Genomic DNA, 14,670 nt, shown 5'->3' with positions numbered 1-14,670 from the left:
CGCTCAGGTCACCTCACGGAACCTCAGGGCGCCACCCACACGTAACGGTGCTCCGGACGCCCCGTGTCCCCGTACTTGAGCGAGAGGTGGAGTCGGCCCGACTGTTCCATGTGGCGCAGATACCGCTGCGCCGTGGAGCGGCTCAGGCCGGTCTCCGCCGCCACCTCGTGGGCGGACAGCGGATGGTCGGCGCGGTGCAGCACGTCGCAGATCAGGTCCGTGGTCGGCTCCGACTGCCCGCTCGGGAGGCCGGGCGACGCGGGCAGGGGCAGCGCCCGTAGCGCACCGAAGATCCGGTCGACCTGCTCCTGGCCCGCCGCGCCACGGCCGCTGACACGGTCCACGGTGCGGCGCAGCGCCGCGTAGGAGTCGAGCCGCGAACGCAGCGCGGCGAAGGTGAACGGCTTGACGAGGTAGTGCAGGGCTCCCTGGCGCATCGCAGCCTGCACCGTCAGGACGTCGCTCGCCGCCGTGATCATGATGACGTCGGTGTTGTGGCCGTTCTCCCGCATCCGGTGGGCGAGTTCGAGGCCCGTCATGTCCGGCAGGTAGTGGTCGAGCAGCACGAGGTCGATGCGCTGGCGCTGCACGGCCGCCAGGGCCTGCGCGGCGTTGTGGGCGCGGGCCGCCACCCGGAAGCCGGGAACCTTTCCCACGTACTTCGCGTTGATCTCGGCGACACGGAAGTCGTCATCCACGACCAGGACGTCAATCATCGGGCCTCTCTCCCTCAAGCCCAGGCGAGCTGTTAAGCCCGTGTTTCGGCTCAGCAGTTGTAGCGCGAGCAAAATGAGCACAACAGCCTCTTGCAAGCAGAAGTCCGCCTTGCGCCCAGAAGACTGATGCGGTGTCCCAGGTCACATCTACCTTCCGGCCATGAGCACAGACACCGGCCCCGCCATCGAACTGCGGGGCGCGAGCAAAACCTTCAGGACGCCGTCGGGCGGCCTGCACACGGCAGTCCGGGAGCTCGATCTGACCGTCGGCCGCGGCGAGTTCGTGGCCGTCGTCGGCCCCACGGGCTGCGGCAAGTCGACCACCCTCACGCTCGTCAGCGGCCTGGAGGAACCCACCGACGGCGAGGTGCTGGTGGCCGGCGAACCCGTCGAGGGAGTCGGCGACAAGGTCGGATTCGTGTTCCAGCAGGACGCGACGTTCCCCTGGCGAACGGTGCTGTCCAACGTCATGGCCGGCCCCCGCTTCCGCGGCGTACCGAAGGCCGAGGCCAAGGCCAAGGCTCGCGAGTGGCTCGCCCGCGTCGGCCTCTCGTCCTTCGAGGACCGCTACCCGCACCAGCTCTCCGGAGGCCAGCGCAAGCGCGTCGCGCTCGCCGCCACGTTCGTCAACGACCCCGAGATCCTGCTCATGGACGAGCCGTTCTCGGCGCTTGACGTGCAGACCAGGGCGCTGATGTCGGACGAGCTCCTGGAGCTGTGGGAGGGCACGGGCGCCTCGGTCGTGTTCGTCACCCACGACCTCGAGGAGTCCATCGCGCTGGCCGACAAGGTCGTCGTCATGACCGCGGGCCCGGCCACCGTGAAGCAGGTCTTCGACATCGGCCTGCCGCGCCCCCGCAAGGTCGAATCGGTGCGCCTGCTGCCCGAGTTCATCGACATCTACCGCGAGATCTGGGAGTCCCTGGGCGAAGAGGTCCGCATCACGCGCGAGAGAGGTGCCGCCGATGTCGCCTGATGCCGCCACCGCCCTGCCCGTCACCGATGCCGCCAAGCCGGGACGCGCCGTCACCAAGGCCCGCGCCGCCCGCCGGCGCAAGGTCCTGATCGGCGGTGCCCGGGTCCTGCTTCTGGTCGCCGTCCTCGGCCTCTGGGAGGTGCTCTCGCGCGCCGCGGTCATCGACCCGTTCAACTTCTCCATGCCGTCGAAGATCTGGGACCAGATCTGGACGTGGACCACCCATGGCACAGCGCTCGGCTCCCTGGGCGAACAGGTCTGGTTCACGCTCTACGAGGCGCTGGTCGGCTGGATCATCGGCGTGATCGCCGGTGTCGTCTTCGGTATCGCGCTCGGGCGCATCACCTTCCTCGCCGACATCCTCGGCCCGTACATCAAGGTCCTCAACTCGATCCCGAGGATCGTGCTCGCCCCGATCTTCGTGATCTGGTTCGGCCTCGGCCCGGCCTCCAAGGTCGCCTCCGCCGTGGTCCTCGTGTTCTTCCCGGTGTTCTTCAACGCCTTCCAGGGAGCCCGCGAGGTCGACCGGAACCTGGTCGCCAACGCCCGCATCCTCGGGGCCAGTGACCGCCGCGTGACGCTTCAGGTCGTCATCCCGTCCGCCACGTCATGGATCTTCACCAGCCTCCATGTGAGCTTCGGCTTCGCGCTGATCGGCGCCATCGTCGGCGAGTACATCGGTGCGACCAAGGGCGTCGGTCTGCTCGTCGCGCAGTCGCAGGGCACGTTCAACGCGGCGGGTGTGTACGCGGCGATGGTCATCCTCGCCGTCGTGGCCCTGCTGGCCGAGGGGCTGCTCACCTTCGCCGAGCGTCGCATCTTCCGCTGGAAGCCCGCGGATTCGGACAGCTGACAGCCGTCCCCGACGCGACGGCGCCCCCGCCATGCACTGCCAACGCTTTCCCACCGCTTTCTCAGCTCTCTTCACAAGGACGTGAACCACCATGCGCAATTCCGCTCGGCTCTGTGCCCTCGCAGCGACCGGCCTGCTCGCCCTCTCCACGCTCACGGCATGCGCCAACGACGCCGCGAGCACCAGCACCGGCTCCGGCAAGAAGGCGGACGGCAAGGGCGAGCACGTCAAGATCATGGTCGGCGGCCTGGACAAGGTCATCTACATGCCGGCGATGCTCACGGACCGGCTCGGCTACTTCCAGGACGAGGGTTTGAATGTCCAACTCCTGAGTGAACCCGCGGGTGTTCAGGCCGAGACAGCGCTCGTCTCCGGCCAGGTCCAGGGCGCCGTCGGCTTCTACGACCACACGCTCGACCTACAGGTCAAGGGCAAGGCCGTCGAGTCCGTGGTGCAGTTCTCGCGGGCCCCTGGAGAGGTGGAGCTCGTCTCCAACAAGGCGTCCGGGGCCATCTCCTCGCCCAAGGACTTCAAGGGCAAGAAGCTCGGCATCACGGGCCTCGGCTCCTCGACGGACTTCCTCACGAAGTACCTGGCGGTCAAGAACGGTGTCCAGCCGAGCCAGTTCTCGCCGGTGGCCGTCGGCGCCGGCCCGACGTTCGTCTCCGCGCTCCAGAAGGGCGCCATCGACGGTGGCATGACGACGGACCCCACCGTCGCCACGATCCTCGACAAGAAGCTCGGCAAGGTCCTCATCGACATGCGGACCCCGGAGGGCTCCCAGGAAGCGCTCGGCGGCCCGTACCCGTCGTCGAGCCTCTACATGCAGACCGACTGGGTCAACAGCCACAAGCCGACGGTCCAGAAGCTCGCCAACGCCTTCGTGAAGACGCTCAAGTGGATGTCCACGCACAGCGCCGACGAGATCGCGGCCAAGATGCCGGCCGACTACTCGCAGGGTGACAAGAAGCTGTACGCCGAGGCGATCAAGGCCACGCTGCCGATGTTCACGACGGACGGCGTGATGCCCAAGAACGGCCCCGAGACTGTTGAGCGTGTACTCAAGGCGTTCAACCCGAACATCAAGAACGCCAAGGTCGACCTGAGCAAGACGTTCACCACCGAGTTCGTGGACAAGGCCGCCGGCTGACCACGTCAACTCGATGCACGTGGCTCAGGTGCGGGTCGCCCAGACATAACGGTGTTCCGGGCGGCCCGCATCGCCGTACTTGAGAGTCAGGCCGGCCCGGCCGGTGCGTTCCAGGAGCTTCAGATACCGCTGGGCCGTCTGCCGGCTCAGCCCCGTACGGTCCGCGACCTCCTGTGCCGAGAGAGGGCCCTCCGCGTCCACGAGCGCCCTGCGGACGAGCTCCGCCGTGCTGAGGGAGTGCCCCTTGGGGAGGTCCGGCTCGGTGTCGGCCGAGAGGGCGCCGAAGATCCGGTCGACCTGGGCCTGTTCGGCCTCGCCGCCGCCGTCCAGGGTGCGGCGCAGCCCCGCGTACGCCTCCAGCTTGGCGCGCAGCCCCGCGAACGCGAAGGGCTTGACCAGGTACTGCAGCGCCCCGAGCCGCATGGCGGCCTGCACGGTGGACACGTCACGGGCCGCCGTCACCATGATCACGTCGGTCTGGTGGCCACGGCGCCTGATCTCCTGAACGGTCGCCAGACCCGTCTCGTCCGGCAGGTAGTGGTCCATGAGGATCAGGTCGATCTGCGGCCGGGCCTCCACCTCGCGCAGGGCGTCGGCCGCGCTGTGCGCCTCGGCCACCACGCGGAAGCCCGCCACCTTCTGCACGTAGGCCGCGTTCACGCGCGCGACGCGGATGTCGTCGTCCACGACCAGCACTTCGATCATCGCGGGTCCTCCTTCGTGGGGGTGGTGGTCATGACCGATGGGGCGGTCGCGGCCGCTTCGCTGGCGTCCTGCGCCAGGCCAGGGTCCGTGAGCGCCTCGGGCAGGACGACGGTGAACTCGGCGCCTCCGCCGTCCGGTTCGCCGACCTGGACGCTGCCGCCCTGCCGTTCCGCGAGCCGGCGCACGAGGGGCAGACCGATGCCGCGCTTCCCGTGGGAGGGCAGCTTCTTGGTGGACCACCCTTCCGTGAAGATCAACTCCCGTCGGGCGGCGGGGATGCCGGGACCCGTGTCGCGTACCCGCAACTCCACTGTGTGGTCGTCGGCCGCCCGTACATCGACCTCCACGCGCGCGTGGGGAGTGCCCGCGACCGCGTCCACGGCGTTGTCGACCAGATTCCCGACGATCGTGACGAGCCCCCTCGGGTCGATCAACCGGTCGGGCAGAAGCGTCCTGTCGGAGATCCACAGGGCGACCCCACGCTCCGCCGCCACCGTCGCCTTGCCGACCAGGAGAGCCGCGAGCAGGGGATCGTGCACCTTCTCGGTCACCTGCTCCGCTGTCGCCCGGTGGTCGCCGACCACCTCTCCGACGAACTCCACGGCGTCGTCGAACATCTCCAGTTCGAGCAGGCCGAGCAGTGTGTGCATGCGGTTGGCGTGTTCGTGGTCCTGGGCGCGCAGGGCGTCGATGAGGCCGCGCGTCGAGTCGAGTTCCCGGCCCAGCTGTTCCAGCTCGGTGCGGTCCCGCAGTGTCGCGACGGCGCCGCCGTCGTCCGTGGGCATGCGGTTGGCGATGAGGACGCGCTGGCCGCGCACGGTCAGGAGGTCAGTGCCGGTGGCCCGGCCCGACAGCACATCGGTCGTACGGCCCGGGCCGAGCGCGTCGTCGAGCGACTGCCCGATCACCTCGTCGCCGATGCCGAGGAGCCGGTGGGCCTCGTCGTTGAGCAGCCGGATCCGGCCGCTCCGGTCGAGCGCGACGACCCCTTCGCGAATGCCGTGCAGCATGGCCTCACGCTCCGAGAGCAGCGCCGAGATATCGGAGAAGGCCAGGTCGCGGGTCTGTCGCTGCACCCGGCGCGAGATCAGGTAGGCGGCCAGCGCGCCGACCGCGAGGGCACCGCCCGCGTAGGCGAACAGGCCCGGAATGGCGTGGATGAGCCGCGCCCTGACGCTGTCGTACTCGATCCCCACGGAGACGGCCCCCACGATGTCGCCCTGCGCGTCGCGCAGAGGCACCTTCCCGCGTGCCGAGCGGCCCAGGGTGCCGCTGTCGATCTCCATGACCTCGTGGCCCGCGAGCGCCTCACTGGGGTCCGTGGAGACGGTCCTGCCGACCTCGCCGGGGTCCGTGTGGGACCAGCGGACGCCTTCCTTGTTCATGATCACTACGTACTCGGCGCCACTGGCCCGGCGGATCCGCTCGGCCTCCCGCTGGACGGGGCCGGCGACCGTGGGACGTGAACGCCGCAGGTCCTCGGCGATGCTCGGCTGGGCCGCGGTGGTCTGTGCGATCGCGAGCGCGCGGCGCATCGCCTGGTCGTCGAGCTGTTCGCTGAGCGGTGCGAGGAAGAGCCCCGTCGCGAGCACGGCCACCCCGGCGGCGATCGCGATCTGCATGAGCAGTACCTGCGCGAAGACGCGTCGCGGCAGACCGAAGCGCAGTCGGCGCGTGGGGGGAGTGGGGCTCATACGAAGAACGGTACGGGGGCGAGCGGGGTACCCCGTAGCGGATGTGGTGGGGATCTCGCGGGCCCGAGCGCGCGTCGTAGCCGATGGCGGGGGCGTGTACGCCGTTGTGGGGGACGGCGCGAGCCCGTCGGGTCAGGCGCTCGTGCCGAGTGCCCCTGTGACGGCGGGTGCGATCTCGTCCACCGCGAGTACGTCCATGCGCGCGGGACAGCCCAGCGCGGCACCGCAGCTCTCGGGGCGGGGCGGCTGCGCAGCGCTCTGCGCGACCGCTACGCGCCAGCGGCGGCCGTCCGTGTGGACGACAGTCACCTCCCAGAGCGGAGCCACAAGCCCCGGAGCCGTGCCCTTGGTGCCGACCACGCTCAGCACCCCGGCGTCATCGATCCCGGCCGACGTGCGCACGGCCAGTTCGGCGGCCTGGCCGGGCCGCTCCCACGCGGAGTTCCCACGGCACCCCTCGGTGGTGATCCGGCCGGCCCGGACCGCGTCGAGGGTGTCCTTGACGTGGGAGACGTCGGCACGGCCGTACGCGTACCCGTAGGGCAGGACGAGCAGCGTGGGGGAGAAGCGGTGGCCGCCGAGGTGGGTGACCTCCCAGATACCGTCCTGCCCGGACGCGGCGAGGTCGGCGGCGAGCGGCCGGCCCAGGAGTGCGCAGCAGCGGTCGCGCTTGCCGTTGGTGCAGACGAGCGCGAGGGGCGCGCCTTCGTGCGGGGTGCCGAAACCGCCGTGATCACCCGCTCCCAGGGCGGCGAAGTCGAGGGCGAGCAGATCCTTCGGGGACTCGGTCATGGTGCTGCGCAGCCACGTGTTTCCCGGGACGGTGTGGGCCACATACACATGGCGCCGGGTGGCGGCGTGGAAGTCGGCGTGCCGGCCCGGGCGCCTGATGAGGGCGACGCGCACGCCGGTCCCCTCGGCGGCCGCCTCCAGGGCCCTGCCGAGCTCCGGGTCCAGATGGCTGGACACCAGCGCCTTCGCGCCCCAGGGGCCCGGCTGCTCGATCAGCAGCCAGGTACTCGCGGTGGCGGCGGTTCCCGCGAGAGGCTCGTTCAGATCCTGCGAGGCGGACGTACACGTACTCACATAGGGGAGCCTAACCTCACTTGGTCGACAGTGGGGCGTCGGGCACGGGCAACGGCTGCGGCGGGCGCAGTCCCACGTACTGGCCGCTCGGCCGCATCCGCAGCGGGCGCTCGCCGTACTCCTCCAGGGCATGCGCGATCCAGCCCGCCGTCCGGGCCACCGCGAAGACGGTCTCGCCGGCCTCCGCGGGCATCCCGCACGACACGGTGAAGACCGCGAGGGCGAGGTCCACATTGGCGTGCAGGTCTGTGTGGCGGGCGGTCGTCGTCACGACGTCGTGGGCCGCGGCGAGCGCCGAGTGGGCCTGCGGGATCTCTTCGAGGAGGGCGAACAGGGCCTGGGCCCGCGGGTCCTCGCCCCGGTAGAGGCGGTGACCGAGGCCCGGGACACGCCGCCCGGCGCGCAGTTCGTCCGCCACCACGGGGGTCGCGCTGCCGCGGTCGAGGACTTCGAGGAGCATGCGGTGCGCGAGACCGCTGGCGGCGCCGTGGAGCGGTCCCTCCAGCACGCCGAGGCCCGCGGACACGGCCGCGTACGCGTGCGCGCGCGCCGAAGCGGCGACCCTGACGGCGAGCGTCGAGGCGGCGAGGTCGTGGTCGACCAGGAGCGCAAGTGCCGTGTCCAGGAGGCGCAGTGACGGCTCGTCGGGTTCGCGTCCGGTGAGTCGTCCCCAGAGGCGCTGGGCGAGCGGCCCGCCGTCGCGGTGAGTGTGCCGCGCCGGTGGCAGGGCGGCCACGAGGGTGGGGATGAGGGTGCGGGCCGTACCGAGAACGGCCTCTTCGGAGAGGTCGAAGCGCAGTGGGTCGGCGACCGCGGCGGCGACCGCAGCGACCCGCAGACGGTCGATCGGGCCGCTGTGCTCCGGCAGGGCCCCCACGGCGCGCCGTGCCGCGGTGAGGGACTGCCGGGGCGCCGTGAAGTGGATGCCCGGCCGCAGCTCCCCGGTCCACAGCCACTCGGCGACTTCTTCGTAGGTGTGGTGCGCGGCGAGCTCGGCCGCGTCGACCCCGCGGAAGTAGTAGCGATCCTTGTCGATCAACGTAAGCCGGGTGCGCACCGACAACTCGCCCGGCGCCGAACCGGCCGCGGGCTCCCGCTTGTTGCGCTGAGCGAGCGCCGCCACCTCGGCCGCGTCGAACGTGCTGCCGCGCGAACCGGGCGCCGCCCGACGGCTGCTGAGCTGACCGCGACTCACGTACGCGTACACGGTCTCGGGCTTCACGCCCAGAAGTTCGGCCGCCTCTTTGGTACTGAGCCGCCGGGCCTCTCGTGCGGGTGCGGGTTCGTGATCCGTCATGCGCGCCACCGTATCCACATCGCTTGTATTGATTCAATCAATATTGACACGCATTGAGTCAAGCATGGACAGTCGAATCAAGTCCAGGGAGGAAACATGCCGATCAACGGGACCACGGCCGCCTCTGTTGACGTACCGCGGGGACTCGCGGGCGTCGTCGTCACCGACACCGAATTGGGTGATGTCAGAGGGCGTGAGGGCTTTTACCACTACCGCCAGTATTCGGCCGTCGAGCTCGCGCAGACCCGCAGCTTCGAGGACGTATGGCACCTGATGATCCACGGCGAGCTGCCCGACGCAGCCGGGTCCGCGGCCTTCGCCGCGCGTACGGCCGCCCTGCGCCGGCTGCCCGACGGCGTGCGGGCCGCCCTGCCCGGGATCGCCCGCGCCGGATCCCTGTCCGGCCCGCTCGCCGGCCTGCGCAGCGCCCTGTCGCTCTTCGGTGCCTCACAGGGCTTCCGCCCCGTGTACGACATCGACGACGAGCGGCGGCGCGACGACACCCTGGCCGCCGCGGCGGTCGTGCCGACGCTGCTCACGGCGCTGCACCGGCTCGGCGACGGCCTCGAACCGGTCGAGCCCCGCGACGACCTGTCGTACGCGGCCAACTACCTCTACATGCTGACGGGTTCGGAGCCGGAGCCCGCTCACGCCCGCGCCATCGAGCAGTACCTGATCTCAACCATTGACCACGGATTCAATGCATCAACATTCACGGCGAGAGTCATCACATCGACGGGCGCAGACGTCGCGGCCTGTCTCGTCGGCGCCGTCGGGGCGCTCTCCGGGCCGCTGCACGGCGGCGCCCCGAGCCGCGCACTCGACACCCTCGACGCGATCGGCACACCGGACCGGATCGACGGATGGATTCGCGAGCGGGTCCTCGCGGGCGACCGGATCATGGGCTTCGGTCATCCCGTCTACCGCACGGAGGACCCGCGCTCGCGGATGCTGCGGGGCATAGCCGAGAGGTTCGGCGGGCCGACGGTGGAGTTCGCGGTCGAGGTCGAGCGCCACGTGGAGGCGATCCTCGCCGAGCTGAAGCCGGGACGGGAACTTCACACGAACGTGGAGTTCTACGCGGGCGTGGTCATGGAGCTGTGCGGGCTGCCGCGCGCGATGTTCACCCCCACGTTCGCCGCTGCGCGGGTGGTGGGGTGGAGCGCCAACGTCCTTGAGCAGGCGCGGGATTCGAAGATCATCCGCCCGGCGGCGCGATATGTGGGACCCGCGGCGCCGGCGCCGGTGCCGGTCATGTCCTGAACGGGCCGGAGCCCGGCCCTTCGTGGGGGCCGGGCTCCGGTGACGAGAGGGCTACGCGTCCGGGATGTCGGCCTTGGCGCGCACCAGCGTCTCGCGGCTGACGATCACGATGCGCTCGTAGTCGGCTCGTGAGGCGTCGGCAGGGAGCTCGTTGTCGAGTTCCGCGGTGGCCTCTTTGCCGATGACGGCGAAGTTGCCGTCGCTCAGCTCGAATACATCTGGGCAGTTCGCGCCCGAGGTACTGCCACGGGCGTGCGGGGGCACACCGATGCGGCGCACGATCTTCAAGGGGTACCGGTCCTTAGGGGAGGCTTGCTTCCAGCAGGATGCCGACAGGCTAATGCGGCCCTCGAGGCCCGTGTGTCACGACGCCTGGGTTTCTTGGGGGAGCTGGAAGATGGCTCGCCCGTGTGAAAGGCGTCGCCGTGTTGACGGCCGCAAGATCAGGATGTCGACGGATCGCCGACCACCCACCACTCGTCGGTGTCCGCTTCCTCGAGCTCTTCGAGGAGACGGTCCGCGAGATGGCCGAGCCGAACTTCGTCGGACGAGTCGGCCAGGGTGGCGCGGTTGGGCCCGCTGGCCCGCCAGTATTCGCGAAAGACCGGACTCTGGAACAGATCGCGGAGGGGGCCGTGCACCTGTTCCTGGTCGATGAGGCCGGACTGCTCCAGGTGGAACAGGTTGACGTACCAGGCATTCGCATAGAAATACTGGCGCAGCTTGTCGAGCGGGACATCCGCGCCGTACGTGTTGATCACGGCCGCGAGGGACGGGTCGTCGATGGCCTTGACCAGAAGTGCCCAGTGCATGCGTTGTTGATGGGCCCGGGCGCGGCGACGCTGGGCCACCTCGTCCCGCTCCAGCTGCTCGGCACGCAGTCGCGCCTCCTCGCGGCGCTGCTGCTGCCTGGTGAGGGCCGAAGTGGCCCCGCCGAGAGCGAACCCCGCCAGCGCGGCGGCACTCAACGCCCATATCCCATTAGTCTGTGTGGCCATGTCAACCCCCGGTTCAGGCGACCGTGCGCCGGTCGTCGGGTGCGGGGCGACGGGAAAGGACCGGCGAGCGGTGGGCGGCGCGCTTGCCGCCCCCCAGGGTGCCGAGCGGCGCTGGTCGGCGGGGAGGCGGAGAGGAGGCGTACGGAAGTGAGCAGGGGTCGCTCGACCGGGCGCCATGCCTGTCGTGTGCCCAGCCCGCGACGCTAACAATCGTTCACTTCGCGGTGTTTCTACGCGCTCGTATCCTGGGGCGGCATTCATTCGTCGTAAGAACACCGGTATGCACGTCGGTACGAGACCGGCGTGCGCGTCGGTGTGAGAGAGGTCGCGCGTTGAGTCAGCCGAGGCAGGAGCTTCTGCAGCAGATCCCGGTCGTCGTCCTCGCCGGGTTCCTGGGCTCCGGCAAGACGACCCTGCTGAACCATCTGCTGCACCACGGCGGCGGCACGCGGATCGGTGCCATCGTCAATGACTTCGGTTCCATCGAGATCGACGCCATGGCCGTCGCCGGACAGCTCGGCGACTCCACCGTCTCCCTCGGTAACGGGTGCCTGTGCTGCGCCGTCGACGCGAGCGAGCTCGACGAGTACCTGGACCGCCTCACCCGGCCGTCGTCCCGCAACGGCATCGATGTGATCGTGATCGAGGCGAGCGGGCTCGCCGAGCCGCAGGAACTCGTACGCATGGTGCTGGCCAGCGAGAATCCGCGGATCGTGTACGGCGGTCTGGTGGAGGTCGTCGACGCCGTCGAGTTCGACGCGACGAGGGAACAGCACCCGGAGCTCGACCGTCACGTGGCCATCGCCGACCTCGTGGTGGTCAACAAGGCGGACCGGATCCCGGACGGTGACCTGGAGCGCGTCCTGGGGCGCGTACGCGGACTGTCGGGGCAAGCGGCGGTCGTTCCCGCGACGTACGCGCGCGTGGACCCCGAGTTCCTCTTCGACTGCCGGCCGACGCGCGAGCGGATCGGCCAGTTGTCCTTCGACGACCTGCCCCGGCACGACGGCGACAGTGCAGACGGAGACGAGCACGACGTGCACGACGGGCATCTGCACTCCGCATACGACAGTGTCTCCGTCGAGTCCGAAGTGCCCCTCGATCCGCGCCGGTTGATGGCTTTCCTCGACAGCAGGCCCGAAGGGCTCTACCGCATCAAGGGATACGTCGACTTCGGCGCGGCCGACGCGCGCAACAAGTACACCGTGCACGCCGTCGGGCGGTTCCTGAGGTTCTCGCCGGAGCCCTGGGCTCCAGGGGAGCCGCGCCTCAGCCGGCTCGTCCTCATCGGCGCCGGGATCGACGCCCCACGGCTGAGCAAGGAACTGACCGCCTGCGCCCAGGACGCCCCGCACACCTATGCCGACGAGCACGGCATGTGGGGCGTCCTGAGATACGTACAGGAGCCGAGCGACGTGGAAGGCGACGCGGGCTAGACCGGCCCCGCCACCACCGAGACCGTCTTCGCGAGGGAGACACCCGAGCCGTCGCGGCGCGGGTCGACCTCGGGCAGCTCGACCGGGGTGCCGTTCTTCTGTGCCGCGCGGGCCGGTGTCGGGCCCGCCCAGCCCAGGCTCAGGCAGTCCTCGCCCTTCAGGAAACGCTGGCAGCGCACGCCGCCCGTGGCCCGCCCCTTGCGCGGGTACTGGTCGAACGGGGTGAGCTTCGCGGTCGTCTGGACGGAGTCGTCGAGCGTGCCGCGCGACCCGGCCACCGTGAAGACGATCGCGTCGACAGCCGGATCGACGGCGGTGAACGAGATCACCTTGGCGCCGTCGGCCAGCTTGATGCCCGCCATACCGCCCGCGGCCCGGCCCTGCGGACGTACCTGCGACGCCTGGTAGCGCAGGAGCTGGGCGTCGTCCGTGATGAAGACGAGGTCCTCCTCGCCGGTGCGCAGCTCCACGGCGCCGACGATGCGGTCACCGTCCTTGAGGCCGATGACCTCCAACTCGTCCTTGTTGGTCGGGTAGTCGGGCACGACGCGCTTGACCACGCCCTGCTCGGTGCCGATCGCCAGGCCGGGCGACGACTCGTCGAGGGTGGTCAGACAGACCACCTTCTCGTCCGCCTCCAGGGACGACAGGAACTCCGTGACGGGCGCGCCCCCGGAGAGGTTCGGCGCCGAGGCCGTCTCCGGGAGCCGCGGCAGATCGATGACATTGAGCCGGAGCAGGCGCCCCGTGGACGTGATCGCACCGATCTCGCCGCGCGCCGTCGCCGGGACCGCGGAGACGATGACGTCGTGCTTGGTGCGGCGGGCGTCCTCGTCGTCCCCGAACGGGTCGGCGTTCGCCGTGCGCGCCAGGAGGCCCGTCGACGACAGGAGCACGCGGCACGGGTCGTCGGCGACCTGGAGGGGCACAGCGGCGACGGTCGTGCCCGCCGACTCCAGGAGCACCGTGCGGCGCTCGGTGCCGAACTTCTTCGCCACCGTGGCCAGTTCGGCGGAGACGAGCTTGCGCAGCTCGGCGTCGGAGTCGAGGATCCCGGTCAGCTCGTCGATCTCGCCGTTGAGCCGGTCGCGCTCCGTCTCCAGCTCGATGCGGTCGAACTTGGTGAGGCGGCGCAGCGGGGTGTCCAGGATGTACTGCGTCTGGATCTCGCTCAGCGAGAAGCGCTCCATCAGGCGCTCCTTCGCCTGTGCGGAGTTGTCGCTGGAGCGGATGAGGCGGATGACCTCGTCGATGTCCACCAGCGCGACGAGGAGGCCCTCGACCAGGTGCAGGCGATCCCGCTTCTTCGTACGGCGGAACTCGCTGCGGCGGCGTACGACCTCGAAGCGGTGGTCGAGATAGACCTCCAGGAGCTCCTTGAGGCCGAGCGTCAGGGGCTGGCCGTCGACCAGCGCCACGTTGTTGATGCCGAAGGACTCCTCCATCGGCGTCAGCTTGTAGAGCTGCTCCAGGACGGCCTCCGGTACGAAGCCGTTCTTGATCTCGATGACCAGGCGCAGGCCGTGCTGGCGGTCGGTGAGGTCCTTGACGTCCGCGATGCCCTGGAGCTTCTTCGAGCCGACCAGGTCCTTGATCTTCGAGATGACCTTCTCGGGGCCGACCGCGAAGGGCAGTTCGGTGACGACGATGCCCTTGCGGCGCGCCGTCACGTCCTCCACGGAGACCGTGGCGCGGATCTTGAAGGTGCCGCGGCCCGACTCGTAGGCGTCCTTGATGCCGGACAGGCCGACGATCCGGCCGCCGGTCGGCAGGTCGGGGCCCGGGACGAACTTCATCAGCGTCTCGAGGTCGGCACCCGGGTGCCTGATCAGGTGGCGGGCGGCCGCGATGACCTCGCCGAGATTGTGCGGCGGCATGTTCGTCGCCATGCCGACGGCGATGCCGGACGCGCCGTTGACCAGGAGGTTCGGGTAGGCAGCCGGCAGGACGGCGGGCTCCTGCTCCTGGCCGTCGTAGTTCGGTCCGAAGTCGACGGTGTTCTCGTCGATCGACTCCGTCATCAGTGATGTCGCGGGGGCCATCCGGCACTCGGTGTACCGCATGGCGGCCGGCGGGTCGTCGTTCCCCAGGGAGCCGAAGTTCCCGTGGCCGTCGACCAGCGGGAGGCGCATGGAGAAGGGCTGGGCGAGCCGCACCAGGGCGTCGTAGATCGACGAGTCTCCGTGCGGGTGCAACTTACCCATGACTTCGCCGACGACGCGGGCGCACTTCACGTACCCGCGGTCGGGGCGCAGGCCCATCTCGTTCATCTGGTAGACGATGCGCCGGTGTACGGGCTTCATGCCGTCACGGGCGTCCGGCAGGGCCCGGGAGTAGATCACCGAGTAGGCGTACTCGAGGAAGGAGCCCTGCATTTCGTCGACAACGTCAATGTCGAGGATCCGCTCCTCGAAGTCGTCGGGAGGCGGGGTCTTCGTGCTGCGGCGGGCCATCGCTGCTGCGGCTCCTTCACAGATGCTGCCGGGGCATGTACGA

The 14,670-nt window shown here is 69.9% G+C and carries 13 protein-coding genes; 5 read left to right on the top strand and 8 right to left on the bottom strand.

The annotated features are described in order from the left end of the window. Nucleotides 1-23 precede the first annotated feature (23 nt). On the bottom strand, nucleotides 24-716 hold the full coding sequence (locus tag ACIPWY_RS09825) for a response regulator (RefSeq protein WP_362906976.1): 693 nt from the start codon (nucleotides 714-716) through the stop codon (nucleotides 24-26). A 160-nt stretch (nucleotides 717-876) separates the two neighbouring features. Here ACIPWY_RS09825 and ACIPWY_RS09820 point away from each other — a divergent pair, with 160 nt between their 5' ends. From ACIPWY_RS09820 to ACIPWY_RS09810, 3 genes are all read left to right on the top strand, one after another. Next, entirely contained in the window at nucleotides 877-1,692 is an 816-nt protein-coding gene (locus ACIPWY_RS09820) for an ABC transporter ATP-binding protein (RefSeq protein ID WP_362906974.1), read from the top strand. Next, nucleotides 1,682-2,545, top strand: coding sequence for an ABC transporter permease (locus ACIPWY_RS09815; RefSeq protein WP_401532633.1), 864 nt, complete (start codon nucleotides 1,682-1,684; stop codon nucleotides 2,543-2,545). Before ACIPWY_RS09820 ends, ACIPWY_RS09815 begins: the two co-directional genes overlap by 11 nt. 91 nt (nucleotides 2,546-2,636) lie before the next feature. Next, nucleotides 2,637-3,695 (top strand): ABC transporter substrate-binding protein, encoded by a 1,059-nt coding sequence (locus tag ACIPWY_RS09810; protein WP_351986464.1) that lies wholly within the window; start codon nucleotides 2,637-2,639, stop codon nucleotides 3,693-3,695. A 24-nt stretch (nucleotides 3,696-3,719) separates the two neighbouring features. Here the strand turns inward: ACIPWY_RS09810 and ACIPWY_RS09805 are convergent, their stop codons facing one another. The 4 genes from ACIPWY_RS09805 to ACIPWY_RS09790 form a co-directional block, all read right to left on the bottom strand. Continuing rightward, on the bottom strand, nucleotides 3,720-4,400 hold the full coding sequence (locus ACIPWY_RS09805; RefSeq protein WP_362906970.1) for a response regulator: 681 nt from the start codon (nucleotides 4,398-4,400) through the stop codon (nucleotides 3,720-3,722). Then, a complete protein-coding gene (locus ACIPWY_RS09800; RefSeq protein WP_401532630.1) occupies nucleotides 4,397-6,094 on the bottom strand; it encodes an ATP-binding protein in 1,698 nt (565 codons plus the stop codon). The genes ACIPWY_RS09805 and ACIPWY_RS09800 overlap by 4 nt, the downstream gene beginning before the upstream one ends. Before the next feature lie 132 nt (nucleotides 6,095-6,226). Then, nucleotides 6,227-7,180: a sucrase ferredoxin gene (locus ACIPWY_RS09795; RefSeq protein WP_401532628.1), complete on the bottom strand. Its 954-nt coding sequence runs from the start codon at nucleotides 7,178-7,180 to the stop codon at nucleotides 6,227-6,229. Between the two features lie 16 nt (nucleotides 7,181-7,196). Further along, on the bottom strand, nucleotides 7,197-8,477 hold the full coding sequence (locus ACIPWY_RS09790) for a citrate synthase (protein ID WP_362906964.1): 1,281 nt from the start codon (nucleotides 8,475-8,477) through the stop codon (nucleotides 7,197-7,199). A gap of 96 nt (nucleotides 8,478-8,573) precedes the next feature. On the opposite strand from ACIPWY_RS09790, the gene ACIPWY_RS09785 reads away from it, so the two are divergent. After that, nucleotides 8,574-9,740: a citrate synthase/methylcitrate synthase gene (locus ACIPWY_RS09785; RefSeq protein WP_393700393.1), complete on the top strand. Its 1,167-nt coding sequence runs from the start codon at nucleotides 8,574-8,576 to the stop codon at nucleotides 9,738-9,740. A 51-nt stretch (nucleotides 9,741-9,791) separates the two neighbouring features. Here ACIPWY_RS09785 and ACIPWY_RS09780 read toward each other — a convergent pair whose 3' ends face one another. Together ACIPWY_RS09780 and ACIPWY_RS09775 are read right to left on the bottom strand one after the other, a co-directional pair. After that, a complete protein-coding gene (locus tag ACIPWY_RS09780; protein ID WP_362906960.1) occupies nucleotides 9,792-10,028 on the bottom strand; it encodes a hypothetical protein in 237 nt (78 codons plus the stop codon). Nucleotides 10,029-10,183: 155 nt separating this feature from the next. Continuing rightward, entirely contained in the window at nucleotides 10,184-10,738 is a 555-nt protein-coding gene (locus ACIPWY_RS09775) for a DUF6082 family protein (RefSeq protein ID WP_362906958.1), read from the bottom strand. Nucleotides 10,739-11,070: 332 nt separating this feature from the next. On the opposite strand from ACIPWY_RS09775, the gene ACIPWY_RS09770 reads away from it, so the two are divergent. Then, entirely contained in the window at nucleotides 11,071-12,174 is a 1,104-nt protein-coding gene (locus tag ACIPWY_RS09770; protein WP_362906956.1) for a GTP-binding protein, read from the top strand. Here ACIPWY_RS09770 and ACIPWY_RS09765 read toward each other — a convergent pair. Beyond that, a complete protein-coding gene (locus tag ACIPWY_RS09765; protein WP_383893493.1) occupies nucleotides 12,171-14,627 on the bottom strand; it encodes a DNA topoisomerase (ATP-hydrolyzing) subunit A in 2,457 nt (818 codons plus the stop codon). The genes ACIPWY_RS09770 and ACIPWY_RS09765 overlap by 4 nt on opposite strands. Nucleotides 14,628-14,670 lie beyond the last annotated feature (43 nt).

The organism is Streptomyces sp. NPDC090032 (assembly GCF_044748025.1).
Classification (GTDB): Bacteria; Actinomycetota; Actinomycetes; order Streptomycetales; family Streptomycetaceae; genus Streptomyces.
The sequence above is the reverse complement of the archived record's forward strand: the minus strand, read 5'-3'. Positions and strand labels throughout refer to the sequence as shown.